Source organism: Terrirubrum flagellatum (assembly GCF_022059845.1).
Taxonomy (GTDB): Bacteria; Pseudomonadota; Alphaproteobacteria; order Rhizobiales; family Beijerinckiaceae; genus Terrirubrum; species Terrirubrum flagellatum.
Map to the genome: position 1 here is coordinate 2,989,224 of NZ_CP091851.1, position 26,686 is coordinate 3,015,909.

Sequence of the window (26,686 nt, forward strand, 5' to 3'; positions counted from 1 at the left end):
TCGTTAGTCCGGCTTGATCTTAGCGTCGCGCACCACGACGCTCCATCGGTCGCTTTCCTCTTCGATCAAGGCGGCGAAGGCCGACGGTCCGACGGGCACGGGCGACGCGCCCATCGCTTCGAACTGCTTCTGGATTTCGGAGCTGCGGAAGACGTCAAAGATCGCCGCGGTCTGGGCGTCCCGGACGGCGACCGGCGTCGCGGCGGGGGCCAGAAGCCCGAACCAGGCCGAAACATAGAGGCCGGGATAGCCCAGTTCGGACAGGATCGGCGTGTCCGGCAGCATCGACAGGCGCTCCGGCCCCATGACCGCGAGCGGCGTGAGCAGCCCCGACTTCACATGCTGGACGATGTTCGAGCCGGTCTCGAAGAGCACCTCGATGTCGCCGCGGATGAGCGCCTCCTGCATCGGCCCATCGCCTGCGAACGGCACATGCAGCATCTTGAAACCGACATTGAGCCGGAAAATCTCGCCGGCGACGTGCTGGATCGAGCCGTTGCCGGAGGAGCCGAAGACCAGTTCGCGCGAGCGCGCCAGCTTGATGAAATCGGCCAGCGTCCTCACCCCGAAGCGCGACACGATGCAGATCACGAGCGGGTAGCGCGTAATCCCGGCAACGGGGGCGAGATCCTTCAGCGGATCGAAATAGCTGCGCGGATTGATGTGCTGATTGATGGCCAGCGGGCCGGGATGGCCGAGCAGCAGCGTGTGGCCGTCTGCGTCGGAACGAACGACGTGAAGGGTCGCGACATTGCCGCCGGCGCCCGGCCGGTAGTCGAGTTCGACCGGGGCGCCGAGCCGTTCGGCGAGCGGCCCCATCAGCGGCGCCATGGTGGCCGTGCCCGCTCCGCCCGGCGGAAAGGGGATCACGACGCGATAGGGCCGCGGATCCTGCGCGCCTGCAGCCGGGACGGTCGACAGGACCGCGGACGCGCCGCCAAGGCCCCGCAACAGCGACCGGCGGGTGATCGGAAACAACGTCTCAACAGTCATCAGACGAACAAAAAACCCTGTCTTGTACGCAACGGACAAAGCCGGCGCGGAACGCCCGCATCAAGTTCCGGATTCTGGGCGCCGGCTGTATCGTCAGGGTTTCGCGGACAGGCGTTTCTTGTTTCGTCTGTTTCGCGGCTAAGGGCTGAATCGCCGTCGCCCGAGAGGGGCGCAGAGGACCGAAAGGGGAACATCGCGGTTTCCTCCGCATTGGGGCTCACGCGCGGACGCCTCCCGTCCGCCCGGAACCGAGCATGAACGCGCCCTCCTCCCGATTCGCATTCACCCGCCTGCCGCGCTTCGACGACGTCGAGCCAACGGCGCGCGACGTGAACGCATCGGAGCATGATCTCATCGTGCGCTACGCCATCGTCGGCATCTTCGCGATCCTCGCGATTGCGGCGCTGCGGGAGTCGAAAGTCATCGCGCTTCCCATCGCCGCCGGCGTGATCTTCGGTCTGGTGCTCGGGCCGGCGGTCGATTGGATGGTGCGCCGGAACATTCCGCAGCATCTGGCGGCCGCGTCGATCGTGATCGTCGGCTTCATCATCGGCGTTGCGGCGCTGGCCGTTCTCACCGCGCCGATCGCCGCCTGGAGCGATCAATTTCCGGCGATGATGGCCGCGCTCAGATCGCGCCTGCTGAGCGTATTCGATCTTGCCCAGCAGATCGAGGATGCGGCCGCCTCCGTCTCCGGAAACAAGGGCGTGCGGCTCAACGTCTCCGATGGCAATCCGCTGATGAGCATCGCTATCTCGTCCTCGACGATCGCGGCGGGATTCCTGATCTTCATCTTCACCGTCTATTTTTATCTCGCTACGCGTCGCCATCTGAAGGCGCGCGTGCTCAGGCTTTGCCTCGGCCAGGACGCGCGAAAATCCGCTGGGGAGTTCTTCAACGAAATCGAGACGCGCGTTGCGATCTATCTCAGCGTGGTGACCGTCGTGAACATCGGCATTGGCGCGATCGCCATGACGATCGCCTGGGTCGCCGGCGTGCCCTCTCCGATCTTCTGGGGCGCGCTGGCGTTCGTTCTCAACTACCTCGCTTTCATCGGCCCCATCATCGTCGCCATACTGCTGTTCGCCGCAGGATTGCTCAGCGACACGACGTTGCTCGCAGCGATTTGGCCCGCCGCCTTATATTACGCCATACATCTTCTCGAAGGGAACTGGGTGACGCCGATGCTGGTCGGCAATCGACTCACCGTTTCGCCTTTCGCGGTCTTCCTCTCCTTTATTTTCTGGCTGTGGGTCTGGGGACCCGTCGGCGCCGTGCTGTCGACGCCGTTGCTGCTGGTCATGCTCGCAGCGCAGGAAAGCTTCGCGAAATATCGCGAAATCAGAAAGGAAGCGGAACAGGCGTCGCCGCTCGACGCCTGATCGCCGTCAGGAACCTTCAATCCTGCAAAACGTTAGCCAGATGAAATGGGGGAGATTCGCATCGCAGCGGATCGCTCCTGACGACATCCCGCATGACAGGAGATTGACATGTCGAAGGCGACTACCGGAAAGCGTCTGAACGACGACATCGACGATGTCGCTGACAAGTTCGACGCGGCCAAAGACGCTGCGCGCGACGCGGCTGACACTGCAATCGAGACCGTCGGCGGCGTGGCGGCGAATATCAACAGCAAGCTTAAATCCGTCGGCGTCGACACGAGCGTCATGACGGACGCCGCGAAGGATCAGATGACCGATCTGCAGAAGATGTTGAGCGACGAATTGAAGGCGCGGCCATTCCGATCGCTCGCGATCGCGGCCGGCGTCGGACTTCTGTTCGGGCTTCTCGCGAACCGGTGAGTCATGATGAAGGAGCTCACGGCGCTGGCGGCGACCGAACTGGTCGTCGCGGGAAAGCGCAAGGCGGCGCGTTATTTTCTCTATGCGCTCGCGGCGTTCCTCGTCGTGGGTTCACTCGGCTTCGCGCTCGGCGGCCTGCACACCATTCTTGCCATGGAATATGGGCAGATCGTCGCGAGCTTTTCGATCTCCGGCGGCCTGCTGCTCTTCGCGCTGATCGTGTTTCTTGTCGCCCGCTACTGGCGGCCGCGGCCGAGAACCGGCGAAATGGTTGCGACCGCCGCCCTCTTGGCAGCGCCCAGCGCCGCGCGCCTCCTGACGCCCGGCGCGGCCAAGGGCGCGGCTGCGCTCGGAACCTTCGCGCTGGCCGCCTTTCTCGGGAAAAAACTGACGCACTGAGGGCGGAATCCCAGGTATTTCTACGCAGATTTCCCAGCTTTTCGCCGGCCAGACGACATCGGCGAAACAATTCTCGCGGGCCTGCGACAATCCGTTGAAACAGAAACGCGCTATCTCATCATCAACCCGCTATTCGCGCTCCGGCGCCAAGGACCTATGATGAGCACGACTTTCGTGGCGCAGGCCGCGCCGCAACCCAGAATTTCGATTCCGTTCGTTTTCTGGTCTTCCTACATGGCGCGCGTCGATGACGCCGGCATGTCGTGGCCCGGCTTCTCTTATTCCGAGAGCGAGATGACGCGCATGCGCGCGCTCGCCGAGCATGTCCGTGACTCCTCGATCATTAAATTCCAGCTCTGGACCGCCGCGATCTTCATTGCGCTGGCGGCCGTCGCGATCGCCGTCCTGTTCGCCTTTCTCACCTGGCTCTATCCCGATCCAGCGCGAACGCCGGCCTATGTCTTCGTTTGCATTCTGGCGATGTGCTGCTTCATCACCATTGGGTTCGGCGTTCCCGCCGCGATGGCGCTGGCGTCGCGTTTGAGCGCGGGCGGCGTCGATCTCAGCGGCGTCGCGCCAGATGCGCGCGACGCTGCGCTTGCGGCGAAGATCCGTTTCCAGTGCTGGCGCATGACCGCGATCATGTGCGGCGTCTTCATCCCCGGCGCGCTGCTGTGGATCGCGTTCGATATCCAGGCCGGTCCCGTCATCACGGCGCTGAAGACTGTCTCGATTGCGATCATGGCGTTCTCGGTCTGGTTTTCGAGCCGCCGCCCGTCGCGCGACATGTGAACGCCGCTGGTCGCGACGATCGTGCGTCGTCAGGAACTCACACAGGCTGCCTCCTCGATATCAGCCATGTCGCATCTCTCCGCCGCCGTCACCGTCCGCCATGCGCTCACGCCGATCACGATCATCGGCGCGTTGATCGCAGCGGCGAGCGCGCAGCCCGCGCCTGACCTGACGCCGAAATCGCTGCGGCTGTTCGCAGATACGAGGCGCGGCCATTTCGGCAATCCTCTGCCCGAAAATGTCTTTCCCGACACGCAGCGCCAACAGCTCGGCACGGTGGAGTTCGACAAAAGCGCCGCCGGCCAGAAGGTGCGATTCAGCCTGCGCCTCGCAAAGACGAGCGCCGGCCTCGGCCGCATCGCCTATAGCGACGAAGCGACGATCGATCGTGAAGGGAAACTGCATTTCACGCTGCCGCTGGCGCGCAACTGGCCGATCGGCGCGTATGACGTCGTCATCTCCCGGGGCGGCCGCGAACTCGGCGTGCTGAGCTACCTCGTGAAGGCGGCGCAATCGCGCGCCACGCCGATCGCCGTGTCGGCGATCCGCATCAGCCGCCTGACCGAGGTCGAGACGCTCGAACCCGCGCCGGAGCCGCGTCCCGGCGACCGCAGCCTGCGCTTCACCGCAAGCACGTCAGGCGTCCGCACCGAAGGCGCGACGATCGGCTGGACGCTCAGCGCGCTCGACACTGACGCCGGTCCGGATCCGGACATCTATTCGACGACGATCGCGCAGCTTCCGCTCGACAACAGCGATCTGATTTTCAATGTGCGTCTGCCGCGCGATTGGCCGACCGGTCTCTATCGCGTGCAGCTCACCCTCGACGGCGCGCCGCTCGCCGCCCATGAGTTCCGCATCGACGCGGGCTCGCCAACGGCGCATTGAAAAGCTCGTCGCATCGCGCGACGATGCGGACATGAAATCCTCCGCCCCGACGCTGACCGCGATCGATCCGTCGACCTATCGGCGCACGCCGTGGAAGAATGGCGGCGGCGTCACCATCGACATCGCCGGCGAACAGCGCGTTGGCGTCGAAGGCTGGAGCGGCGTCATCTGGCGCTTCGGGCGCACATCGATCGTCGAGCCCGCGCCGTTCTCCGATCTCCGGGGATATGACCGGCTGCAAGTCGTGATCGCAGGCCGCGGCCTGTCCTTGCAGACGCCTGACGGGGAGATCGACATGCGGGTCCCCTTCCGGCCGGCGCGATTCTCCGGCGACACGCCAATCGTCTCGCGCCTCGATGACGGGCCGGTGGAGGTGGTCAATCTGATCGCCGACCGGAGGATGGTCGCGATCGCTCTCGCGGTCATGGATGCAGGCAAGGAGCTGACTTTCACCTCCGGACAACATGTCGCCTACGCGCCTGGCGACCCCGCCGAATTCATCATTGACGACAGGGTCGTGTCGCTGCGGCCGGATCACGCCCTGCGCATCGAGGCGCAGAAGCCGATGCGTCTTTGCGGCGGCAGAGGCGTCTTTCTCGTCGCCAGCATCCGCTCGGCCTAACGAGCAGGCCGCTCGATCGCGCTCCGTCAATCCTTGCCGGCGTTGAGTTCCGCGACGCGCACAAGCGCCATCTCGGTCGCGCGTTCGGAAAAATCCGCGAGCAGATTGAGTTCGTCCTCGCTGTAACGCTCAAGCAACGCGCGGAACGCCTTTTCCATCGGCGCGAAATAGGCGCCGATCGCGCCGATGCGATCTTCGCGCACCGACACCAGAACCTTGCGGCGGTCACTCGGATCGGGATTGCGGGCGACAAGGCCCATCTTTTCCAGCCGGTCGATCAGCCCCGTCACCGAGCCGCTGGTGAGGCCGGTGCGCCGGCCGATCTCGCCCGCCGTCGCGGGGCCGCCCGTCAGGATCAGGTCGAGGCATTCGAGATCCGACGAATTGATCCCGACCCGGCGCGCGACCGCCTGGCTGTGCAGCACCCCGGCCGCGGACGACCGGCGGACCGCCAACCCCAGCCTTTCAGCCGCCTGCGCCCGGCCGGCTTGACTCGTTCTCTCCGACTCCATTATTCTCGTTTTCCAAGATACTTTGACCTCAAGATTATGCCCACAGGCCGATCTTCTGTCGAGGCGTCTTTCAACCCCTTGGAGGAACTGCACGTGAACATGGATATCGCCAACTCAGGCGCCGAGACGACTCAACCGCGCAAGATCGAATGGCGCGCCGAGGAAGAAGTGATGAAGTGGTATGGCTGGGGATCGGCCGTCGGAATGAGCATCCTGCTGCTCGCTGTCGGCGCGACGGCGCTGATGCTCCGGCACGCGATCTACGGCTGACTCAGCCGTTCAGGCGGCGTCGACGCGCGGCGTCAATCTCGCGATCAATTCATGCACGCCGGCCGCGCTCCGCGGCCGGCTGACGAGATGGCCCTGGATTTCCGAGCAACCGCATTCGCGAACGATCGCGAGCTGCTCGGCGGTCTCCACCCCTTCCGCCGTGGTTTCGATGTTGAGACTCGCGCCAAGCGAGGCGACCGCGCGGATGATCGTGGCGTTGTCCTTGTTGCGATCGAGATCGGCGACGAAGGAACGGTCGATCTTGATCTTGTCGAAGGGAAAGCTGCGCAAATAACTCAGCGAGGAATAGCCGACGCCGAAATCATCCATCGAGATGCGGACGCCCAGCCCGCGCAGCTCGTGCAGGATCGCAATGGTCGCTGCGTCATGGGTCATCAGCGCCGCTTCGGTGATCTCGATCTCCAGGCGTCGCGGCGGCAGACCTGACGCGGCGAGCGCGTTCATGACCAGGATTGGCAATTCGCGATTGCGGAACTGGATCGGCGACATGTTCACCGCAATCCTGATCGGATCAGGCCAATGCGCCGCCTCGGCGCAAGCGCGGCGCAACACCCATTCGCCAATCGGATTGATGAGCCCGGTCTCTTCGGCGAGCGGAATGAACTCGGCCGGCGAAACGACATCGCCATTCTGACGGCGCCAGCGCAGCAACGCTTCGAATCCCGTCAGCGCCTGATTGGCGGCGCGCACCTGCGGCTGAAAGACGAGTTCGAAATCGCCCGCCGCCAACGCCTGACGCAAATCAAGCTCGAGTTCGCGGCGCGTTTCGACGCGCGCGCCCATCTCGGACTCATAGAAGCGATAGGCGCTGCAGCCCGACGATTTCGCACGATAGAGCGCGAGATCGGCGCGCTTCATCAATTCATCAACCGCATCGCCGTCATCAGGCGCGATCGCCACGCCGACGCTGACGCCGGAATTGATCGTATGCCCCTCGATCTGGAAAGGCGCGTCGATGACTTCAATGAGGCGCTTTGCGAGCTCCTGCGCCGCTTCGCGATCGCCTTCGCGCAACAGGATCGCGAACTCGTCGCCGCCGAGCCGCGCCACCATATCATGAGCGCCGACCGCGTCGCGCAAGCGCTGCGTGACGCAGCAGAGCAGCCTGTCGCCCGTGGGATGGCCGAGCGTATCGTTGACGCTCTTGAAATGATCAAGGTCAAGACAGATCAGCGCCAGCCGTTCGCGACCGGCGCGCACGCGCACCAGATCATCCTCCAGGCGCTGCCTGAACAAGGCGCGGTTCGGCAGATTGGTCAGGGAATCATGATGCGCGAGATGAGCGATATGCTCTTCCGCCCTGCGCTTTTCGGTGACGTCCTCATGGAGCGCGACCCAGCCGCCATGGCGCATCGAGCGATAGATCACCTTGATCACGCGGCCGTCGGCGAGATCGCGATGAGCAACGAAATCGCCTGCGATCAGCCTCTCCTTGAGATCGTGCACCCGCTGTTCGGCTGTTACGTTGAGATGATTGCCGAGCCTGATGCTGTAACGCATGATCTCGGTCATGGTGACGCCGGGCTTCACGATCTCCGGCGACAGCCGATACATTTCGAGATAGCGGCGGTTGCAGACGATGAGCCGCAGCTCCTCGTCAAGCATGACCAGGCCGTGCGCCATGTTGTTGAGAGCGGCGTCGAAGCGCCGATGCTGCTCGCGCAGCGCCTCGGCCGCATGTTCGCGATCCGTGATGTCCTCGAAGGTCGCGACCCAGCCGCCATTGGCCATGGGGCTCGTCCGCACGGCGACGACACGCCCGTTCGCAAGACGGCGCTGGAAGACCGGCTCGCTGCGATCGATGACGCTCGCGATGAATTCCTGATAGATGGCGCCGGCCTCGACGCCATCCAGATGCGTGCCTCTCGCCACGCTCTGGCCGATCACGTCGCGTAACGCCATTCCCGGCCGAACCATTTCGGCGTCGAGGCCGTAAATATCGAGATAGCGCTGATTGCGGATGACGATCCTGAAATCGCTGTCATAGACGCAAAGCCCCTGCGCCATGCTCTCCAGCGTCGTATCAAGCTGGAGATTCATTTCCTGCAAGGCGGAGACGGCGGCGGCGCGCTCGGCTTCGAGACGACGGCGCGCCGTCACATCCTCAAAGGTCGCGATCCATCCGCCATCGGCAAGATTCGACACCGCGACCTCGATGATCCGCCCATCCGCCATCTGCTGATCATAGGAGCCCGGCCCAACGCCCGCGATCGTCGCAAGGCGGCGCTTCACCAGCTCATCGGGCGTCAGGCCGGGATAGACGCCCCGCGCGACGCCATGTTCGAAGATTTCCCGCAAGGTGACGCCCGGCTTCACGACATCGGCGTCGGCGCGAAAAATCGAGACATAGCGCTCGTTGCAGACGATCAGACGATGCTCCGCATCGAACATGCACAGGCCTTGCGACATGTTGTTCAGCGCAGCGTCGAAGCGCCGATGCTGCTCACGCAATTCGGCTGCGGCTCGCTCGCGGCTGGTCACATCCTCGCAGATGATGATCCAGCCGCCCTCGGGAAGCTGATGCTTGTGGACGGTCAGGCAACGCCCGTCGGCGAGCCTGCGAAGATGAGAGTCGGACTCATACAAGCGCTCATGTGAATCCCGATAAAGCTCATCCGCAGTGATATCCTGATAGACGCCATGCCTGACGCAATAATCGGTGACGTCGCGAAGGCTGACGCCCGGGCGGATGATCGCCGGATCGAACCCGTACAGGCTGAGGTAGCGATCGTTGCGGATCACGAGAGTTTCGTTCGCATCGTAGAGCGCGAAACCCTGCGGCATCGACTTGAGAATCTGATCGAAGCGCCTGGCTTTCCGGCGCAACTCCTCTCCCGGCGGCTCGCGCTCCGTCATATCCTGGCAGACCGCGACCCAGCCGCCCCGAGCCATCGGGCGAAATCTCGCAAGGATGCGGCGCCCGTCGCACAATGCGTACCGCTCATCAAAGGCCGCGCCGCTTGCAAACCCGATCTCGCATCGGCGGCGCAGCTCCTCGCACGCCAAAGCGTCGAGCGCGCCGCGCCATGCGATCAGCGCAAGAAGGTCGCGCCAGGGCAAACCCGCCGGCGCCGCCTCCGCCGGCAGGTCATGGAATTCAAGAAAGAGCGGATTCGCAAAAGCGAGACGCCCCTGGTCGTCGAGCGCCCAAATCCCGTCAGGGGCCGCCGCAATAGCGGCTTCGCGGATGTCGAACGCCGGCGTCGACGGAATGTCTGCGCCTGATGGTTCGAACAAGATCGCGGCTCGCGTCGAATTCACTTGGTTGACAGGTCCTCACCAACCGCAACCTATGCCCCGGAACCTCAAATTCCTCGTTAAAGCGAGAGGGGTAAAATTGTTTCTGACGAGCGCCGGCGTCGATCGATGCGTAACGGTCAGCTAAAATTTTGATTCAAATTGTCACTGACGGTAGGGAAGGCGCTGCGTCGATCAGTCCGCGCGTTCCGCCAGCAGGCCGTCGATCGCGCCGATCGTCGAGAGGAAGCTCAGGCCGGTGTGATAGCCCGGGTCAAGGTCGGGCGTCGCGGGAGCATGATCGACGGGGCCCACCGCGTTGCGCATCTGATAGGCGAGCGAGGCGTCGTCTCGCCAGTAGAAGCGGAAGAACGCCTCATGCGTCCGCCGCCAGATCTCCAACGCTTCGGGCTCGCGCGTCTCGCGATAGAGCAACGCCGCCGTTCGCATCGCTTCAGGCAATGACCACCAGGGGCAAAGGTCGCTCTCGGGCGCAAGCGTCGCAGCGCTGAGGCCAAGAACAAGGCCAGGCTCGCGGAAACCGGCGTGAAAGGATGATTTCACGATCAGGCTGAGATTGCGCAACAATTCCCTGTTATTGCGCGCCGCATGGCATTCCAGCGCGAAGCCGACGAATTCGATGGCGTGGCCGGGATTGCAGCGGTCACGACCGGCGCGATCGCGCAGCAGGCCATAAGCACGCGCAGCGGCGCTCCGCTCCAGATGACGCTCGACAATGCGCGCGACGAAGCGGTTCGAAAACGACGCCTCGTGCTCGAAGCCAAGATCGCGCAGCAGAGCCGATGCGCTCATCAGGATCATGCGCGGTCCATACTCCTCGGCGTCCGTCGCGGGCGCGCCCAGCGCAAAGTCGCGCTTCTCGTCTATCATGAAGCGGCCTTGCTCCACCGCTTCGACGATAGAGGCGAGATCGCTGAGATATTTCGAGGTCGAAGCCGGATCGAACTTCATCGACGCGATCAGCAGCCCCTTGGCGACGAAAATATCGCTGTACGAAAAGAGATCGCCAGCCGGGCTCCGCGGCGACGGTTTTCCGTCAGAGCCGGGAATGATCGGCGCGAGATCAACATTATAGGTGAAATAGGCGTGACCGTCGCGCGCCCATAGCGACGCCAGCGCGCGATAGAGTGGCTCGGCAACCGCGAACAAAGGCTTCGATAGTTCCGGCGCTTCGCGCTCAAAGAATTGCGCATGCCGCATCAACGCTTCGAGGCCGCGCCCCTGAATCCAGCCATAGAGGATATCGGGCGCGCGCCAGCCGTCGCCGGCGTCATAGTCCTGCAATGTGATGCTATTCTGCTTGGTGTTAAGAAAGGCGGCATGCAGTGTTGGCCGCGCCAGCATCCACTCCAGCGTCTTCCTGATGACGCGCACATAGATGTCGCGCGCCTCGCGCAGGAAATCCCCGGTGTCGCTCATGGATAGCTCCGTGCGGCTGTCGCGCGCTCCTCAAGCTCCGCCGCAAGTTCGACCGCCGCGTCGGCGAGTTTTTCTGCTGCGCCTGGCGCGAATGTCGCGGGCATGCCGTAATAACGATGCGCTTCGTCGATCTCGTAACCGCCATGCGGGAATTCGGACGCTGGCGCGATATAGCCGGGGCAGCCGTCGCAGAAACCAATGACGATTGTATCGGGATCGTTCAGCCGCGCGCGGATCGATATCGCCGTCTCCGCGAAGATTTCGCCTGGCAACGCGACGATGCGCTTGCCGCCCCATGTCATGACGGTCACGCGCGCCGGCCACGGATGTAGCGGCTCGTCCGTGCGCGTTTCCGCCCATGCGATCCATTCGGCGAGCAGCGCGCGCCGCGCAGAGTCGGCGATCTCGAACTCTCCACGCCACTGTGCAGCGAGCGCTTGCTGAGTCTCCATTTCCCTTCGCGCAAGCCCCAGTTCGATCGCCCTGCTGGCGACAGCGGTTGCGCCATGTGTGATCACGAGAGGCGCAGACAACACACTGCCCGCGATGCGCGAAGCTGTGCGCGCCGCGGCCTCGAATGTCCGATCCGGATTCGCGGCAAGACTGATCGAGGCATGCGCGGAATGCCCCGTATTGGCGTCAGCCGCGCAGCCTGTCAGAAATACCACGACGGCGCCGGGATGCGCAGCCTCCAACTGCTGGCGAACGAACCCGGGATAGTCGGCGGTCCACAGGAGATTGTCAGCGCCAAGCACGACGGGATGGCAGGCATAGGCCGTGACGATGGCGATCCGCGCGCCGTCTTCAGCTTCAAAACGCATCACCGGGAGATGCGCGTCGACAAGCCCACCTGCATGCCGTCTGTTGCGCGCGATATCGGGATCAGCGCCCAATCCGAACAGAATTCGCGCAGGTTTTTGATTGGCGACCGCCCGATCTATCGCCGCGACGCAGGCCGTCTCCAGTTGCGTGATGTAATCTTCATCGACGCGTCCGCCAATGCGGCCGGGCATGCAGGCTGGCCCGCCATGGGTATGCAACGCCGCGACGATGATGCGATCAGCATCGAGCGACGCTTGTGCGCGAATTCGCTCGCAGCTTCCTTCATGGAGGCCGATCACATCAGCGCAGACGATCGCCGTGTCGTCGACCGCGATGGCGCGCACGGTCAGCGCGTCATGCGCTCCCTGAGCGGGCTTTGCGCGCGCTGCGAATCCGGCCATCGCGAGCCCCGCCGGCGGCGTCACATCGATGATCGCCGCGCCGACCCGCATGTCTCAATCGATCTCGCGACCGCCAACGAAAACGGATTGGATGTCGAGCGTTTCGTCGCCGGGCGACCATCGAAACATGATCAGATCGGCAGGAGCGCCAATAGCGAAGGCGCCACGTCCGCCAATGATTTTTCCGGGATTGGTCGCGGCAAGCCGCAGCGCGTCGGCGAGAGAAAGACCCGCCATGCGCGCCGCAATCGCGACATTGTCCTTCAGCGATCGCGCGGCGCCGGCGAGATAGGGCGTGCCGGGAATGCCAAGCCTGCCGTCAGCGCTGAGTTCGACGCGCCCGCCGATCGCCTGTTCGTAGATTCCCGACGGCTTGCCGCCGAGCGCGGTCACATCGGACACAAGGATCGCGCGATCGAGCGATTTCGCGCGCAGCATCGCGGTGAAAGCGTCCGCCGGCAGATGATGCCCGTCGGCGATAAAGGTCGCGGTGAGGCGATCTTCCGCGAGTTGCGCCCAGATGAAGTTGGGATGGCGCGGGAGATTCGCCGCGGCGCCATTGCCGAGATGGGTCGAGAGCGAGGCGCCTACTGCAGCGGCGGCGCGGATCTGATCAGCGCTTGCATGGGTATGGCCGATCGAAACCCGAATTCCCCTCGCGACAAGCGCGCTAATGAAATCAGGCGCCTCGTCGAAATGCGGAGAGAGCGTGACGAGGCCGACAAGCCCCTCACCCACAACCCGCCACCGCTCCACTTCAGCGAGATCGGGCGCCCTCACCCATTCGCGGGGATGGGCGCCGCGCGGACCATCCTCAGCAGAGAGAAACGGCCCTTCGACATGGACGAACGGAATCATCCGAGCCGTCGTCTCATCCGCGCGCCGCGCTTCGGCGATGGCGCGTAATGCCGCAACAATACGCTCTTCGCTCGCAGTGATCAGCGTGGGTAAAAACGTCGTCACGCCGACGCGACGCATCGCGGCTGCGAGAGCGATCACCGTCTCGGGCGCGAGCGCGCCGTCATTGAGATCATGGCCGTCGTAACCGTTGACCTGAAGGTCGATCAGGCCGGGCGAGATGAAATGATCGATGTCGTGGCCGCTTGGCTCGATCGCCGCGATGCGTCCATTAGCGACACTGATTTCGACAGGTTGCCCCGTCGCGGGATCGCGGCCGACAAGCATCGTCACAGCGCGCGCACCCGCTCGCGGAACCTGTCGATGAAACGCGCATTGGCTTCATCTCCATCAGGCGCATTGCCGCTGCGCCAGACCGGCGGCTCCAGCCCACGCGCGGCGAGTTTCGCCACGGTGCGCAATATAAGGCAATTGAGCGCAAATGCGTTGGCGAAAGTCGACACCGCTGCGATCGGCTGGCCGACGCCGGGAATCTCCATCACGGCGTCGCCGATCGGCACCTTCACATCGATGGCGATGTCGACGATGTCGTGCAAATTCTGCTTCGTGGGATGGCGCGCGGGATGATCGAGCGACGTGCTCTCGGCGTGCCGGCGTGAACTCACGCCAATCACGAAGACGTTGCGGCGCTTCGCCTCCAGCGCCGCATCGATGAGCGCGGCGTTGATGCCGTAGGCGTTGGTGAGCAGCAGAAGATCGCCCTCGCCCAGTCGCCGGTCGGCGATGACGAGCTTGCCATAGCCCGGCGTGCGCTCCATCGCCATGGAGCGCAGCGCGCCGTTGGACAGCAGCGTGCCTTCATCGAGGATCGCCGACACATGCATCAGCCCGCCGGCGCGAAAGAAAATCTCCTGCGAGGCGAGATTGGAATGGCCGCCGGGGCCGAACACATGGATCAGACGATCCGCGGCGATCTGATCGGCGAGCTTCTCGGCGGCGCGATCGAGCGCATCGCGCTCCTCGATCTCGATCGCTTTCATCAGCGTCGTGACGCGCTCAAAATAAGTCGCGCACAGAAGGTCCGCGTCGATCTCAGCCATTGGGGTTTGACCCCGCATCGAGATAGAGCGCGCAGGCGGGATGCTTGCGCAGCGCGGTCGCCGGACAAGCCTCGCCCATGGGATCGTTCAGCGCGCGACGCACCGCTTCGCGCTTCGCCTTTCCCGGCACGACGCAGAACAACCTGTCGGCGTCGAGCAGCCGCGGGATGGTCAGCGTGATCGCCGTTTCCGGCACATCGGCGAAGGTTGCAAAACATTCATCGTCCACCTGCTGCTGACGGCAGACATCGTCGAGTTCCACCACCTTCACATCGAGCGGATCATCGAGATCAGCGACAGGCGGATCATTGAAGGCGAGATGACCATTCACGCCGATGCCAAGACAGACGATGTCGATCGGCGCCGCGCGCAGACGCCCGGCGTAGTCGCTCGCAGTTGCAGCGGGGTCATCGCCGGGCTCGATCAGGTGAATGGCGCCGAAGGGCAGCCGATCGAAAATATGCGCGCGCAACCAGAGACCGAAGCGCTGCGGGGCGTCAGTCGCCAATCCGATATATTCGTCCATGTGGAAGGCTTCGACTTTGGCCCAGTCGATGTCAGGCTCTCGCGCCAGGGCCGCGAGCATCTCCTGCTGACTCGGCGCCGCAGCAAAAATGATGCGCACGGTTTTCTGCGACGCGAGTCGATGGCGCAATTCGGCGGCGACATCGCGCGCCGCGGTGGCTCCCATCTCGGCGCGCGTTGCGAAGACCCTGATCTCAGGCGTTCGCGCATTCACAGGGGCCATCCGCACCGACATTTCCGCATCCTGATCCCGCGGCCCGTCTACCCGCGCCGCATCGAACGGACTCTTTCCTGCAACCGGTTGCGCGTCAAGCGCGGACCTGTACCATGCCATAAGCCGGCCGGCGCATGATCGCGGCCGGCGCGGCCAGCCGATCGGGGGGCGCATGAAGGAAAAGGCCACGACGCCGCGCGGCGAGGCGCCCACCATCAGCCGGGTAGCGGCCGAAGCCGGCGTGTCACGCGCGACAGTCTCGCGCGCTTTCACGCGGCCCGAGATCCTGAGCCCGCAGACAGTGGCGCGCGTCCAGGAGGTCGCGGCGCAGCTGGGCTATACGCCCAACCAGGTGGCGCGCGCGCTTTCGACCGGTCGCCACGGCAATTTCGCGCTGATCGTGCCCGATGTGGCCAATCCATTTTTTCCGCCCTTGATCCGCGCGGCGCAGAAGCGCGCCGATCAGTCGGACTTCTGTCTCTTCCTCGGCAATTCCGATGAGGACCCCGATCTTGAGGACAAGCTGCTCGGCCGCTTTCTCGGGCAGGTGGAGGGCGTCGTCCTCGCTTCGTCGCGGCTCGACGACGCGCAGATCCGCCGCCACGCCGAGCGCAAGCCGCTGGTGCTGATTAATCGCGATGTGGCGGGCATTCCCCGCGTGCTGATCGACAGCGCAAGCGGCGTGCGCGCCGCTGTCGAACATCTCGCGGGCCTCGGCCATCGCCACATCGTCTATGTCAGCGGACCGGCCGCCTCCTGGTCGAACCGCCAGCGGCGGCAGGCGCTTCGGCAGGCCTGCACCGCGGCAAAACTCACGGCGTCCGCGGTGGCGGCGCAACGCCCCACTTTCGAGGCGGGATTGAAATCAGCAAAAGCCGTCGCCGCCACCGGCGCGACCGCCGCCGTCGCCTTCGATGAGGTTGTCGCGCAGGGGCTTCTGGCCGGGCTTTCCGGAATCGGCATCGACGTTCCCGGCCGCTTCAGCGTTGTCGGCTGCGACGACGTCATCGGCGCGACCACCTCGCCGCCGATGACCACCGTCTCCAACCGTTCAGCCGAAGCAGGCGAAGCGGCGATGGCGCTCCTGCTCGATGTGCTGCGCACGCGGGCGATCCGCGACGTGCGCTATGTGCTCGACACCCATCTCGTTGTGCGCGGCTCGACCGGCCGGGCGCCGGGGCGATCCAAGTCTTCTTGACACGAAACCGGTTGCACAGCACGTTTCAGGTCTCGCGGCGGTCATCGGGAGGGAGCGATGGACATCAGGGGTTTGAGGTCGACGCGCGGAATTCGCGCAGGCGTTGCGGTCGCGGCGCTGGTTTTCGCGGCCCTCGCCGGACCGGCGCGCGCGCAGGAAATCACGGTGTGGAGCGGGTATCCCGAGATGGAGCCGTTCTACAAGCGCGTCGCCGAAGGCATGAAGGCGAAATATCCCAACCTCAAGGTCAATGTGCAGGCGATCCCGCTGCGCGAGCATGAGAAGCGCATGGCGCTGGCCTTGCCGTCGAATTCCGCCGGCGACATTCTCGAAATCCAGCTTGGCAGCGCGCAGCGCTATCTCGAAGCAGGCCTGCTGAAAGAGGCGCCGGCCGCCGTCGCGTCCTTTGTGAAGGACCCCGCGAATTTCGACGCCTTCTTCAGCAATGAAGCGACGTTCGAAGGCAAGGTGTCGGCCGTGCCGCTGTTCCGCGGCCAGGGCTCGCTCTTCTACAACACCGAGATGTTCGCGGCTGCAGGTCTCAGCGGACCGCCGAAGACGATGGCGGAATATAGCGAGTTCGCGAAGAAGCTCACGCAGCGCGACGCGTCGGGCAAGGCGACGGTCAGCGGCTGGAGCTTGCGCCTCAGCGGCGGAGGTCAAGGCATCGCGGAGAAATTCGCGATCAACATGTTCCAGTTCGGCGGCAGCCTTCTGACGAAGAAGGGCGACAAGTGGCAGGCGAGTTTCGCCAATGAGGCCGGTCGCAATACGCTGAAGCAGTATCTCCAGAGCATCTACGTCGACAAGACCGTGACGCCCGAGATGCCCGCCGACGCGGACGCGTTCGAGCGCAAGCAGACCGCGATGTTCATTCGCGAATCCTGGGTCGTCGGCGACATCGCAACGAAGGCGCCTGATCTGAAATATGCGACGGCGCCGCTGCCGCGCGGATCGATCGTCGCAACCGTCCATCTCTGGACGCCAAGCACCGGCGCGAAGGCGGAAGCAGCGTGGGCTTTCGCCATGGCCGCGAATGAGCCGCAAAATCTGTCGTGGCTGCTGGAGAATGTCGGCTGGCTGCCGAACCGCAAGGTCGATCTCTCCGCCATCATCAAGGCGAAGCCGGCCTTCGGCGCGTTCGTGAACTATCCCAAGGAGTATGGCTTCTTCACGCTGCCGGCGATCGGGCCGATCGATGAAATCCTGACGCGCATCGCCGCCCGTCTCGTCGCCGGCTTCGGCGATCCCGAGCTCGTCAAGAGCGACGACAAGATCGACGCTTTCCTCAAGGCGGCCGCCGCCGAGACCGACGGCATCCTGCAGCGCGAGGGATTGCTGGCGAAATGACGGATCGGAGCGCGGCGGCTCTTGCCGCGCTCCGATAATTTCAGCCGATGCTGCAGCGCCGGAAGTTTTTGTTTGCGATTCTGGCGCTGGCGCCGACGCTGGCGATCTACGCCTGGGTGCGCGTTTATCCCATCGGGGACGTGCTCCGGCTCAGCCTCTATCAATGGAATCTGCTGTCGCGAAACAAGCCGTTTATCGGGCTTGAGAACTTCCGCGCGCTCCTCGACGACCAGCTCTTTCTCGACGCTATCACCAACACATCGATCATCGCTTTCGGCATTCTCGCCATCACCATTCCGCTGGGAATGGGGCTTGCGATGCTGATCCATGCGCGCGCGGCATCACGCCTCTCCGGCTTCTACGAGACCGCGATTTTCCTGCCGCATGTCGCCTCGCTCGTGCCCGCAGCGATGGCGTGGAAATGGATCTTCGATGCGCGGCTTGGCCCGCTCAACGCGTTGCTCGGCTGGTTCGGCGTTCAGCCGAAAGCGTGGCTGTTCGATCCCGTACTGGCCGTCGTCTGCATCATCGTGCTCGGCGCGTGGCAGGCGCTCGGATACGCCGTGCTGATCTTCCTCGTCGGCATCAAGAACCTGCCGACGGCGCCTTACGAGGCCGCCAAGATCGACGGCGCCTCGCCCTGGCAGTCCTTCCGCTATATCTCGATCCCGCTCTTGAAGCCGATCACGCTCTATGTCTCGGTGGTGACGCTCGTCGCCGGCTTCAACGTCTATGCCCAGGCTTTCGTGCTCGCCTCGGATTCGCAGGGCGCGCCCGGCCGGCTGGTGCGTGTGCTCGTGCTCGACATGATGGAGAACAGTTTCCGCAATTATCGCTTCGGCTATGCGGCGGCAGAGGCTGTGGTGCTGCTTCTGGTCGTGCTGTCGCTGACGGCTATTCAGTTCGGCTTGCTTCGCGAGCGCGGAGGCCGCGCATGAGCGACGCCGCAACTTCCCGATCCTCTGCGCTTTCGCCTGCGACGCGACAGCGTGTGACCGACCTCGCGATCGACGCGGTGCTTCTGATTTTCAGCCTCGCGATGCTGCTGCCTCTGTTCCTGCTCGTGGCGAACGCGTTCAAGAGCCCGCAGGAGCTGCTGCAATGGCCGCCGACCATCCTGCCGCGCGCCGGCACGCTCGATAATTTCCGCAGCGTGATCGGCGACACGCCTTTGCTGCAATGGGTGCTGAACAGCTTCCTGTTCGCGATCCTTTCGACCATTGCGATCGTCGCGACATCGGCGATCTCAGGCTACGTCTTCGGCAAGTTCCGCAACCGGCTGATCAACGCTTTGTTCGCGATCATTCTTGCGACGGCGATCGTGCCGTTCGAAGTCTATATGATCCCGCTTTATTTCAACGTGCAGAAGCTCGGGCTGCTCAATTCGATCTGGGGATTGTTGATCGGCTATCTCGTGATGAGCTTCGGAATCTTTCTCATCCGGCAATATGTCATTGCGACCATTCCCGATGAGCTGATCGAGGCGGCGCGCATCGACGGCGCGGGGGAATTCTGGATCTTCTGGAAGGTGATTGTGCCGCTGCTGCGCGGCCCCCTCGGCGCGCTCGCCGTTCTCGCATTCTTTCAGGCCTGGACCGCATTCGCCTGGCCGCTGATCATCGCGACGACGAAGGAGTCCTACACGATCGAGGTCGGGCTCGCGCTGTTCCAGACCGGCTTCACCGTCGATCTCGGGAGATTAAGCGCGGCGGCGGCGCTGGTGCTGGTCCCGAGCGTCACTTTGTTCGCGGTGCTCAGGCGTAATTTCGTTCAGGGCGTCGCGAGCACCGGCTTCCGGGAATAGGTCGAGAACAGCGCCTGTCGCGCTAGCGATGATGGCAGGCGACCGATCGTCCATCGCCACGCTCCGTCAACTGCGGATCATCCTTGCGGCACAACTCCGTCGCAAGCGGGCAGCGCGGATGAAAGGCGCAGCCGCCGGGCTTGTTCGTGCCGCTCGCGACGTCATCATTCCGCGCCGAGAAGCCGCGGCGCCTGCGCGGATCCAGCGATGGCGCCGAACCCATCAGCAGCTCGGTGTAGGGGTGCAAGGGCTGAGCGAAGATCAGCTTCGCCGGCGCGATTTCGACGATACGGCCGAGATACATCACCGCGACGCGATGCGAAACATGCTCGACGACGCCGAGGTCATGGGAAATCATGAGATAGCTGACGCCGAGATCGCGCTGGAGATCGGCAAGCAGGTTCAACACCTGCGCCTGTACGGAAACATCAAGCGCCGACACTGGCTCGTCGCAGATCAGAATGTCGGGCTTCAACGTCAGCGCCCGTGCGATGCCGATGCGCTGACGCTGGCCACCGGAGAATTGATGGGGATAAAGCTTCGCTTGATCGGGGCGCAGGCCGACACGGCTCATCAGCGAGGCCACCTGTTCCGTGCGCTCACGCATCGTTCCCACGCCATGGATGTCGAGCGGCGCGCGAATAGCGTCACTCGCCGAACGACGCGGGTTGAGCGAGGAGAACGGGTCCTGAAAAATGATCTGCATGCGCCGCCGCGACGCGCGCGGTCGCGTGCGGCCTGACGCAATCATCTCTTCGCCATCGAGGCGCATGCGCCCTGAGATCGCCGCGACAAGTCCCATGAGCGCCAGACCCGTCGTCGATTTTCCGCAGCCGGATTCGCCCACGAGGCTCAACGTTTCCCCGCGTTGAATGTCGAAGCTGACGCCATCGACGGCGCGCACAGTTCCGACCTGACGGCGCAGAACGCCGGCGCGGATCGGAAAATGCACATGCAAATTCTCGACCGTGAGAAGCGGCGCGCGATCCTCAGCCAACCGCGACCTCCCAGCAGGCGGCGAAATGGCCCCGGCGCTTTTCCTCATAGGGCGGGCGCTCCGACCTGCAGCGCGCGACTGCGCGCGGACAGCGCGGCGCAAAAGCGCAGCCAGGCGGCAGATTCCACATGGCGGGAACGGCGCCGCTGATGTCGGTCAATCGCTCCTGCTGAGGTCGTCCGGGGACGGAACGCGGAATCGCGCCCATCAGCGCAACGGTGTAGGGATGCAGCGGTTGATCGAAGAGATCGAACACACTCGCCTGTTCGACCGGCCGGCCCGCATACATCACGACGACGCGATCCGCGACTTCAGACACGACGCCGAGATCGTGGGTGATCAACAAATGCGCCGCGCCCAGCCTTCGCTGAAGGTCGGAGATCAATCCCAGAATCTGCGCCTGGATCGTGACGTCGAGCGCCGTCGTCGGCTCATCCGCGACGATGATCTGCGGCTCGCAGGCAAGCGCGAGCGCGATCATCGCGCGCTGGCGCATGCCGCCTGACAGTTCATGCGGATATTGCCTCGCTCGCCGTTCCGGATCCGGCATGCGCACAAGGCGCAGCGTTTCCAGCGCGCGCTCCCAGGCGCCAACGCCGCCGCGATGACGGCGCACAGACTCCGCGATCTGTTCGCCGACCGTCATCACCGGATTGAGCGCTGTGAGCGCATCCTGGAAGATCATCGCGATACGATCGCCGCGCAAATCCTCGATCTCGCGCAGAGGCATCGCGTTGAGATCGCGACCCTCGATCTTGATCTCGCCACCCGTGACGCGCGCGCCCTTCGGCAAAAGGCCGAGCAAGGAGAGCGCGGTCATCGACTTGCCGCATCCGGATTCGCCGACCAAGCAAACGGTCTCGCCCGGCGCCACAGACAGCGACATGCCGGAGACCACGACAAAGGCGCCCGCATCGCTGTGGATACGGATTTCGAGATCTTTCACCCCAAGCGCAGGCGCATTCGCTACGCGACGAATCTTGCCAACGCTGGAGGTCTGGTCAGTCCGTGGCGCCGTCAAGATTGCCAACCATGAAGCCGTAGTCGCCGGATTCAACGATGTTGCGCGTGAGATGCTGCATGATCATCACGCCGTTCTCGTAAGGCGTCGGAATCTCCTCCAGCGTCTCGAACGTGTAGGGGCTGACCACGCGACCAAGAAGCTGGCCGCCCTTGATCGGCTCGCCGTTGGCGGGACACAGCGGCTCCAGCCAACCGCCCTGCGTCGGTCTGATTCCGGCGAGTTCGTTGACGACGATCTGCTTCGACGGCGCCTTCGCCTCACCCGGAATGACGCCCTTCAGCCGCAGCATGTTCAACATCCCAGCGACGGTGCGCTCGACATAGGGCGTCTGATCGACAATGCCGCCGCCGAGCTCGATCACGCAGCAGGGAATCTTGCGCCTGTCGAGCGTGACGGCCTTCGTGGTGCCTGAGAACACCGTGCCTTCTTTTCCCTGCGTTGGCCGATAAAGAATCTTCGACCCGAAGGCGCGGGATAGATGTTCGTCATTCCAGATATAGACATAATCGACGGTCGGCCGATCGGTGCCGGCGTGCAGATCGATATGGATGTCGATCTTCTCGAGAAATTCGCGCGTGATCGCGGCCGCAAGCTGCTGGGTGTAATTGCCCTTCACATCGCCCGGAAATTCACGATTGAGATTGAGTTCGTCGATCGGCGTGAAACGATGATTGACGGCGAAGGCGCGCACATTGGCCACAGGCAGGAACAGGATTCGCCCCTTCAGTGGCATCGACTTCAGCACGCGATAAAGTTCAAGGATCGCCTGCGAGCCCGTATTCTCATTGCCATGGATGCAGCCACTGACGCCGATCGTCGGACCATCCTGCTCGCCGACAAGCTCATGCAGGAAGAGCACGGCATCACTGCCATCGGCATGGGTGGTGAATTTCGGGCGATGCAGCGTGGCTGACTTGACCATGGCTTCAGTCCTCTTCGAAATATCGGGATGCTCAGTTCTTGCCGCCTTGTCGCGACAGATGTTTGGGGTCGAGCGCATCGCGCAGGCCATCGCCGAGCAGATTGAAACCCAGCACGGTGAGCATGATGGTCGCCCCCGACACGATCGAAAGCCAAGGCTGATCGCGAATGAATCGCGTGCCATAGGCGAGCGTCCAACCCCAGGTCGGCGTCGGCGGCGGCAATCCGAAACCGAGGAAGCTCAGAGCGGACTCCGCGATCACGGCCGTGCCAAGACCAAGCGACGCCAGCACGATGATAGGTCCCAGCGCATTCGGCAGAATCTCGCGAAACAGGATGCGCGCATGGCTCGCGCCAAAGGCTTTCGCGGCCATCACATAGTTCTGCTCGCGCAGCACGAGCGTCGATGCGCGCACCACGCGCGCATAGTCCGTCCAGGTCACGACGATGATCGCGATCGCGACATTGACGACACCGGGCCCGAGCACGGCGACGATCGCGAGCGACAGCACGATCGCGGGGAAGCCGAGAAAGATGTCAGCGATCCGCATCAGAATATGATCCGTCCAGCCGCCGAAATACCCCGTCAGCAACCCGACCGTCGCGCCAATCGCGGCGGCGACCGAAACCGACAGCAAGGCGATGCCAAGCGAAACGCGCGCGCCGAACACCAGTCGCGACCAGAGATCGCGGCCAAAATTGTCGGTGCCAAGCCAGTGCTGGATGCCTGGCCCGGCGAAGCGGTTGCGCATGTCCATCTGCTCGACGCCATGCGTGGCGATCGCGGGCGCGAAGAGCGCACAAAGCACGATCGCGAGAGAGATCAGCGCGCCGAGCATAAGAGAAGGGCTTCGTAACCAGCGCGCGCTCATCGCCTTACCCAAGACGCACGCGCGGATCGACTGCGGCGTAAAGCAGGTCGACGATGAGGTTCACGATCGCGAAGATCAGCGCGAAGCTGAGCGCAATGCCCTGAATCAAAGGCAGATCGCGCTGCGCGATCGCGGCGACGGTGAGCTGGCCAAGGCCTGGCCACGCGAAAATCGTCTCCGTCAACACCGCGCCGCCGAGCAGCGCGCCAAAGCGCAGGCCGATGATGCTGAGGACGGGGAGAAGCGCATTGCCGAGCGCATGGCGCCAGATGACGCGCGGCCGCCGCAGCCCCTTCGCATAGGCGGTGCGGACGAAATCCTCCTGCAGCACATCGATCATCGAAGCGCGCACAAGCCGGCTGATCACGGCGGCGGAGTTGGCCGCGAGCGCGAAGGCGGGCAACGCGATGTGGCTCAAGGCGTCGGCGAGAGCTGCGGGACGGCCTGTAAGCGTAGAGACAATCGCAGGGGCCAAAGGTTCGCCGCGCCCGACCGCCGGCGCCCATCCGAGCTTCACGGCGAAGGCGAGCATCAGGAGAAGGCCCAGCCAATAAACCGGCATGGAGACGCCAAGCTGCGCGAACAGCATCGCGCCCGTATCAACAAGGCTTCCCTGCCGCACGGCGGCGGCGACGCCCAGCGCAAGGCCGATCGCGGTCGCAAGCAGCAGCGCGACGACGGCGAGTTCGATCGTCGCAGCGAGGCGACCCGCGATGATGTCGGCCACCGGCGCGTTCTGGAAGATCGAACGCCCCATGTCGCCGCGGAGCAGCGACGCGTAATAGTCGAGCAATCTCACATGCCAGGGCTGGTCGAGCCGCAGCGCGGCGCGCAGGCTCGCGATCGCGTCAGGCGACGCTTCCTGCCCGAGAAGCACCGAGGCGGGATCGCCGGGGATGATCAGCAGCAATGCAAATGTCACTGCGACCATTCCCGCGATCATCGGGATGAGCAGCAGGAGCCGGCGTATGACATAGGCGAGCATACGGCGGCTCTCGTCCGCTCAGTCGTTGAAGCCGATCAGCCCACGCAGATTTCCGCGCGGCGTCGCCTGCACCGTCAACGGCAGCTTCCTGGAATAAAAGAGCTGATAGCCCTGATCCGAAATGATGTAATAAGGCAGCTCTTCCGCGAGGATCGTCGCCGCCTTGCGATAGGCTGCGGCGCGCCCTGCCTGATCGAGCGCCGAGCGGCCCTCCTGCAACGCCGCATCGACTGCAGGATTGGAATAGCCGCCCCAGTTGGTCGAGCCGCCAGTCGTCAACTGCGCAAATAGCAACCGATCGGGATCGACGATATTCAACCAGCCCAGCAGCGCGATCTGATGCTGGCTCTTCTGGACATAGTTGGTGGAGAAGGACGGCCAGTCCGTGATCTGCGCCTTCGCTTCCACGCCGGCCTCACGGAAAATCGCCTGCATGAACTCCAGCGTCTGCACGCGATTGGGGTCTTCGCTGTGGGTCGAGAGCGTCAGCGCAAGCTTCTTGCCGTCCTTCTCCAGAATCCCGTCCTTGTTCTTCTTCCAGCCCATCTCGGCGAACAGAGCAGCGGCGCCTTTCACATCGAAGTCCGGCTGCTTGATGCTGGCGGAATAGGCCCAGGACGATGGCAGCAGAACCGAATTCGCGACCTGATCGACGCCGCGATAGATGTCATCGACGATCGTCTTCTGATCGACGAGCATGCCGAGCGCCTTGCGCATCTTCGGCTCGGCGAGCAGCGGGTCTCTGGCGTTGAAATTGAGATAGGTGACGCCGAGACCGGCGGTCACAACAGCGCCGAAGCGCTGATCCTTGGCGAGGCGGGCAATATCCTGCGGCGAAAGGGGCGACTGGATCGCGTCGAGGTCGCCGGCCTCAAACGCTTGTGCGCGCGATGTATTATCGCCAATGATCTTGAGCGTCAGCCTCTGCACCTTCGGCGCGCCGGCCCAGTAATTCGGATTGGCTTCAAGAGCGATCTCGCTGCCACGCGTCCAGGACACGAGCTTCATCGGTCCTGAACCAACTGGCTTCAGGCCGATATCCTGTCCGGACTCCACGAGCTTCTTCGGCGTGACGCCAAGATCGAGATAGGTGAGCAGCGGCGCATAGGGTGCAGACAAAGTGAACTTGACCGTCTGCGCGTCAACAGCCTCGATCGACGTGATCGGCGTATAAAGCGCGCGCTGCGGCGCGTTCATCGATGGATTGAGCAACGTCGTATAGGTGAAGACGACATCATCCGCCGTCAGAGGCGAACCGTCGGAAAATTTGAGCCCCGCGCGCAGCTTGAATATCCAGGTCTTGGGGTCGGGCGTCGTCCAGCTCTCGGCAAGGTCGGGCTTTGGCTCCAACGTCGGCGTCAGATGCACCAGCCCGGCATAGATGAGATCGGTCGTGCGATAGGCGGTGGTGTCGCGCGTGAGCCGCGGATCGAGCGTTCCGGCGTCAACATCGGTTCCGATCACCACGGGCTTTGCGGTCTGGGCGCGGACGGCCGTTGTGAAAGGCGCGGCGAGCGCGAAAGCCGCGACGAGAGCAAGATGCGTTTTTTTCATCGGCATGGTCCCCTCTTCCTGCGTGATGAAGCCTGATGCGTTTATGCGGCGTCGGTCGCCCTCCTCGCGACTGCGACGTTTTCACCTTTGGCGACTTTCGATCTCCTCAATTGCGCGAGTTGAGGCGCGAGGCTCGTTTCGAGCGCGCCGGGATCAGGCGCATGGCGATATTCGAAGCAATTGACGCCCGGCGGCGCAAGCCGCGCCACATGATCGGCGCCCGATGCGAACACGACGACGTCGCTCTCGGCCAGCGTGGCGGCGAGATCTGGCGCCGACGACCAGGTGGTGACGATCGATGCGACATGCGGTGCGAATTCGCGAATGCTCGGCCGCATGATGGCGATGTAATCCTTGAAGTGAGTCACGGCGGCGATCCGCACGCGCGGGTCAAGTCCGGCGAGCGCCATGCGCGTCTTCGCCGATGGCACGAAGCGCAGGGACAAAACATTGGCGCGCGGAACGAGCGCTTTCACCTCGGTCTCGCGATGGATGAAAGTGAGAACAAGGTCAGCGCCCTCGCAGGCGCGGCGCGCTTCATCAGATGTTTTGAGCGCATCGATCGTCACCATGCGGATGCGATCGGCGGGGCCGAGAACGGGGCGTATCTGCTCAATGTAATCTTGCCCCGGCCGCTCGAAGATCACGGCGAAGATGATGCTCAGGCCTGCCTTCGGCCTGCGAAGCTGCGCCTGCGCGCTGATCATCGACGCAAGCGCCGGCGCTGCAACGCCGAGTTGCTCGGCCTTGTCGATCAATTCGTCGATGTCGGCGCGCAGCGCGGACGCTGGCGCGATGTTGAGCGCTTTCGGTCGCGACGGTTTCGCGGCGAACACGCCGAGGCCCGGACGCATCTCGATGAGACCCGCCTCGCGCAATTGCTTGTAGACCTGGCTGACCGTCATCGGCGCAATGCCGAGATCGGCCGCCATCTGCCGCACCGGCTTCAACCGCGCGCCATGCGCGACCTCGCCGAAAGCGAGACAATAGCTCAACAGCCCATAGAGCTGCCGGCCCACCGGGACGGGCAGCGACCTGTCGATGCTGAAGGCGTCGATCTCGAACATGTGTATCAATAGACTGAT

General features: G+C 63.8%; 26 protein-coding genes. 11 read left to right on the plus strand and 15 right to left on the minus strand.

The features are described 5' to 3' along the window. Positions 1-3: 3 nt before the first annotated feature. On the minus strand, positions 4-993 hold the full coding sequence (locus L8F45_RS14495) for a Bug family tripartite tricarboxylate transporter substrate binding protein (RefSeq protein WP_342358591.1): 990 nt from the start codon (positions 991-993) through the stop codon (positions 4-6). Positions 994-1,247: 254 nt separating this feature from the next. On the opposite strand from L8F45_RS14495, the gene L8F45_RS14500 reads away from it, so the two are divergent. From L8F45_RS14500 to L8F45_RS14525, 6 genes are all read left to right on the plus strand, one after another. Continuing rightward, complete coding sequence (locus tag L8F45_RS14500; RefSeq protein WP_342358592.1) at positions 1,248-2,375, plus strand: AI-2E family transporter; 1,128 nt, start codon at positions 1,248-1,250, stop codon at positions 2,373-2,375. 108 nt (positions 2,376-2,483) lie between these two features. Beyond that, positions 2,484-2,795: a DUF883 C-terminal domain-containing protein gene (locus tag L8F45_RS14505; protein ID WP_342358593.1), complete on the plus strand. Its 312-nt coding sequence runs from the start codon at positions 2,484-2,486 to the stop codon at positions 2,793-2,795. 3 nt (positions 2,796-2,798) lie between these two features. Further along, positions 2,799-3,194, plus strand: a complete 396-nt coding sequence (locus L8F45_RS14510) for a hypothetical protein (RefSeq protein ID WP_342358594.1) — start codon at positions 2,799-2,801, stop codon at positions 3,192-3,194. Between the two features lie 156 nt (positions 3,195-3,350). Continuing rightward, positions 3,351-3,986: a hypothetical protein gene (locus tag L8F45_RS14515; protein ID WP_342358595.1), complete on the plus strand. Its 636-nt coding sequence runs from the start codon at positions 3,351-3,353 to the stop codon at positions 3,984-3,986. A gap of 66 nt (positions 3,987-4,052) precedes the next feature. Beyond that, entirely contained in the window at positions 4,053-4,874 is an 822-nt protein-coding gene (locus L8F45_RS14520) for a hypothetical protein (RefSeq protein ID WP_342358596.1), read from the plus strand. A gap of 31 nt (positions 4,875-4,905) precedes the next feature. Then, on the plus strand, positions 4,906-5,496 hold the full coding sequence (locus L8F45_RS14525; RefSeq protein ID WP_342358597.1) for a HutD/Ves family protein: 591 nt from the start codon (positions 4,906-4,908) through the stop codon (positions 5,494-5,496). Between the two features lie 26 nt (positions 5,497-5,522). On the opposite strand, the gene L8F45_RS14530 is transcribed toward L8F45_RS14525, so the two are convergent. Next, positions 5,523-5,921: a MarR family winged helix-turn-helix transcriptional regulator gene (locus L8F45_RS14530; protein WP_342358598.1), complete on the minus strand. Its 399-nt coding sequence runs from the start codon at positions 5,919-5,921 to the stop codon at positions 5,523-5,525. Positions 5,922-6,101: 180 nt separating this feature from the next. Between L8F45_RS14530 and L8F45_RS14535 the strand changes: the two genes are divergently transcribed. Continuing rightward, positions 6,102-6,278, plus strand: coding sequence for a hypothetical protein (locus L8F45_RS14535; protein WP_342363595.1), 177 nt, complete (start codon positions 6,102-6,104; stop codon positions 6,276-6,278). A gap of 9 nt (positions 6,279-6,287) precedes the next feature. Here the strand turns inward: L8F45_RS14535 and L8F45_RS14540 are convergent, their stop codons facing one another. From L8F45_RS14540 to L8F45_RS14565, 6 genes are all read right to left on the minus strand, one after another. Then, entirely contained in the window at positions 6,288-9,536 is a 3,249-nt protein-coding gene (locus L8F45_RS14540) for a PAS-domain containing protein (RefSeq protein ID WP_342358599.1), read from the minus strand. A gap of 195 nt (positions 9,537-9,731) precedes the next feature. After that, positions 9,732-10,976 (minus strand): AGE family epimerase/isomerase, encoded by a 1,245-nt coding sequence (locus L8F45_RS14545; protein WP_342358600.1) that lies wholly within the window; start codon positions 10,974-10,976, stop codon positions 9,732-9,734. Then, the gene (locus tag L8F45_RS14550; RefSeq protein WP_342358601.1) at positions 10,973-12,250 is read right to left on the minus strand and encodes a neutral/alkaline non-lysosomal ceramidase N-terminal domain-containing protein; all 1,278 of its coding nucleotides are present in this window, start codon (positions 12,248-12,250) and stop codon (positions 10,973-10,975) included. The genes L8F45_RS14545 and L8F45_RS14550 overlap by 4 nt, the downstream gene beginning before the upstream one ends. Positions 12,251-12,253: 3 nt before the next feature. After that, a complete protein-coding gene (locus tag L8F45_RS14555; protein WP_342363453.1) occupies positions 12,254-13,384 on the minus strand; it encodes an N-acetylglucosamine-6-phosphate deacetylase in 1,131 nt (376 codons plus the stop codon). A gap of 2 nt (positions 13,385-13,386) precedes the next feature. Further along, positions 13,387-14,157 (minus strand): sugar isomerase domain-containing protein, encoded by a 771-nt coding sequence (locus L8F45_RS14560; protein WP_342358602.1) that lies wholly within the window; start codon positions 14,155-14,157, stop codon positions 13,387-13,389. After that, entirely contained in the window at positions 14,150-14,917 is a 768-nt protein-coding gene (locus L8F45_RS14565; protein ID WP_342358603.1) for a glucosamine-6-phosphate deaminase, read from the minus strand. The genes L8F45_RS14560 and L8F45_RS14565 overlap by 8 nt, the downstream gene beginning before the upstream one ends. A gap of 151 nt (positions 14,918-15,068) precedes the next feature. On the opposite strand from L8F45_RS14565, the gene L8F45_RS14570 reads away from it, so the two are divergent. Genes L8F45_RS14570 through L8F45_RS14585 form a run of 4 tightly spaced genes read left to right on the plus strand, consistent with a single transcriptional unit; the run spans position 15,069 to position 19,248 of the window. Beyond that, positions 15,069-16,094, plus strand: a complete 1,026-nt coding sequence (locus L8F45_RS14570) for a LacI family DNA-binding transcriptional regulator (RefSeq protein ID WP_342358604.1) — start codon at positions 15,069-15,071, stop codon at positions 16,092-16,094. Between the two features lie 57 nt (positions 16,095-16,151). Next, a complete protein-coding gene (locus L8F45_RS14575) occupies positions 16,152-17,444 on the plus strand; it encodes an ABC transporter substrate-binding protein (protein WP_342358605.1) in 1,293 nt (430 codons plus the stop codon). Positions 17,445-17,491: 47 nt separating this feature from the next. Beyond that, positions 17,492-18,382 carry a carbohydrate ABC transporter permease gene (locus tag L8F45_RS14580; protein ID WP_342358606.1) on the plus strand — a complete coding sequence of 297 codons (891 nt, stop codon included), beginning with the start codon at positions 17,492-17,494 and terminating at the stop codon, positions 18,380-18,382. Then, positions 18,379-19,248 (plus strand): carbohydrate ABC transporter permease, encoded by an 870-nt coding sequence (locus tag L8F45_RS14585; RefSeq protein ID WP_342358607.1) that lies wholly within the window; start codon positions 18,379-18,381, stop codon positions 19,246-19,248. The genes L8F45_RS14580 and L8F45_RS14585 overlap by 4 nt, the downstream gene beginning before the upstream one ends. A 22-nt stretch (positions 19,249-19,270) precedes the next feature. On the opposite strand, the gene L8F45_RS14590 is transcribed toward L8F45_RS14585, so the two are convergent. From L8F45_RS14590 to L8F45_RS14620, 7 genes are read right to left on the minus strand one after another with little or no spacing between them, the layout of a single operon-like run. Further along, a complete protein-coding gene (locus L8F45_RS14590; RefSeq protein ID WP_342358608.1) occupies positions 19,271-20,245 on the minus strand; it encodes an ABC transporter ATP-binding protein in 975 nt (324 codons plus the stop codon). Continuing rightward, positions 20,238-21,191, minus strand: a complete 954-nt coding sequence (locus L8F45_RS14595; RefSeq protein ID WP_342358609.1) for an ABC transporter ATP-binding protein — start codon at positions 21,189-21,191, stop codon at positions 20,238-20,240. Before L8F45_RS14595 ends, L8F45_RS14590 begins: the two co-directional genes overlap by 8 nt. 55 nt (positions 21,192-21,246) lie before the next feature. Beyond that, positions 21,247-22,191, minus strand: a complete 945-nt coding sequence (locus tag L8F45_RS14600; protein WP_342358610.1) for a succinylglutamate desuccinylase/aspartoacylase family protein — start codon at positions 22,189-22,191, stop codon at positions 21,247-21,249. Positions 22,192-22,222: 31 nt separating this feature from the next. Further along, complete coding sequence (locus L8F45_RS14605; RefSeq protein WP_342358611.1) at positions 22,223-23,062, minus strand: ABC transporter permease; 840 nt, start codon at positions 23,060-23,062, stop codon at positions 22,223-22,225. Positions 23,063-23,066: 4 nt separating this feature from the next. Then, positions 23,067-24,047, minus strand: a complete 981-nt coding sequence (locus tag L8F45_RS14610) for an ABC transporter permease (protein ID WP_342358612.1) — start codon at positions 24,045-24,047, stop codon at positions 23,067-23,069. Positions 24,048-24,065: 18 nt separating this feature from the next. Then, positions 24,066-25,607 (minus strand): ABC transporter substrate-binding protein, encoded by a 1,542-nt coding sequence (locus L8F45_RS14615; RefSeq protein WP_342358613.1) that lies wholly within the window; start codon positions 25,605-25,607, stop codon positions 24,066-24,068. A 35-nt stretch (positions 25,608-25,642) separates the two neighbouring features. After that, complete coding sequence (locus L8F45_RS14620; protein ID WP_342358614.1) at positions 25,643-26,668, minus strand: GntR family transcriptional regulator; 1,026 nt, start codon at positions 26,666-26,668, stop codon at positions 25,643-25,645. Between the last annotated feature and the right edge of the window lie 18 nt (positions 26,669-26,686).

Excerpts from the sequence above, each read along its gene's own strand:
- L8F45_RS14505 (WP_342358593.1), top strand. The coding sequence starts at position 2,484 with ATGTCGAAGGCGACTACCGGAAAGCGTCTGAACGACGACATCGACGAT.
- L8F45_RS14565 (WP_342358603.1), bottom strand. The coding sequence starts at position 14,917 with ATGTCGGTGCGGATGGCCCCTGTGAATGCGCGAACGCCTGAGATCAGG.
- L8F45_RS14600 (WP_342358610.1), bottom strand. The coding sequence starts at position 22,191 with ATGGTCAAGTCAGCCACGCTGCATCGCCCGAAATTCACCACCCATGCC.
- L8F45_RS14560 (WP_342358602.1), bottom strand. The coding sequence starts at position 14,157 with ATGGCTGAGATCGACGCGGACCTTCTGTGCGCGACTTATTTTGAGCGC.
- L8F45_RS14580 (WP_342358606.1), top strand. The coding sequence starts at position 17,492 with ATGCTGCAGCGCCGGAAGTTTTTGTTTGCGATTCTGGCGCTGGCGCCG.
- L8F45_RS14520 (WP_342358596.1), top strand. The coding sequence starts at position 4,053 with ATGTCGCATCTCTCCGCCGCCGTCACCGTCCGCCATGCGCTCACGCCG.
- L8F45_RS14510 (WP_342358594.1), top strand. The coding sequence starts at position 2,799 with ATGATGAAGGAGCTCACGGCGCTGGCGGCGACCGAACTGGTCGTCGCG.
- L8F45_RS14515 (WP_342358595.1), top strand. The coding sequence starts at position 3,351 with ATGATGAGCACGACTTTCGTGGCGCAGGCCGCGCCGCAACCCAGAATT.
- L8F45_RS14500 (WP_342358592.1), top strand. The coding sequence starts at position 1,248 with ATGAACGCGCCCTCCTCCCGATTCGCATTCACCCGCCTGCCGCGCTTC.
- L8F45_RS14495 (WP_342358591.1), bottom strand. The coding sequence starts at position 993 with ATGACTGTTGAGACGTTGTTTCCGATCACCCGCCGGTCGCTGTTGCGG.
- L8F45_RS14610 (WP_342358612.1), bottom strand. The coding sequence starts at position 24,047 with ATGCTCGCCTATGTCATACGCCGGCTCCTGCTGCTCATCCCGATGATC.
- L8F45_RS14545 (WP_342358600.1), bottom strand. The coding sequence starts at position 10,976 with ATGAGCGACACCGGGGATTTCCTGCGCGAGGCGCGCGACATCTATGTG.
- L8F45_RS14555 (WP_342363453.1), bottom strand. The coding sequence starts at position 13,384 with ATGCTTGTCGGCCGCGATCCCGCGACGGGGCAACCTGTCGAAATCAGT.
- L8F45_RS14615 (WP_342358613.1), bottom strand. The coding sequence starts at position 25,607 with ATGCCGATGAAAAAAACGCATCTTGCTCTCGTCGCGGCTTTCGCGCTC.
- L8F45_RS14605 (WP_342358611.1), bottom strand. The coding sequence starts at position 23,062 with ATGAGCGCGCGCTGGTTACGAAGCCCTTCTCTTATGCTCGGCGCGCTG.
- L8F45_RS14570 (WP_342358604.1), top strand. The coding sequence starts at position 15,069 with ATGAAGGAAAAGGCCACGACGCCGCGCGGCGAGGCGCCCACCATCAGC.
- L8F45_RS14575 (WP_342358605.1), top strand. The coding sequence starts at position 16,152 with ATGGACATCAGGGGTTTGAGGTCGACGCGCGGAATTCGCGCAGGCGTT.
- L8F45_RS14550 (WP_342358601.1), bottom strand. The coding sequence starts at position 12,250 with ATGCGGGTCGGCGCGGCGATCATCGATGTGACGCCGCCGGCGGGGCTC.
- L8F45_RS14525 (WP_342358597.1), top strand. The coding sequence starts at position 4,906 with ATGAAATCCTCCGCCCCGACGCTGACCGCGATCGATCCGTCGACCTAT.
- L8F45_RS14585 (WP_342358607.1), top strand. The coding sequence starts at position 18,379 with ATGAGCGACGCCGCAACTTCCCGATCCTCTGCGCTTTCGCCTGCGACG.
- L8F45_RS14620 (WP_342358614.1), bottom strand. The coding sequence starts at position 26,668 with ATGTTCGAGATCGACGCCTTCAGCATCGACAGGTCGCTGCCCGTCCCG.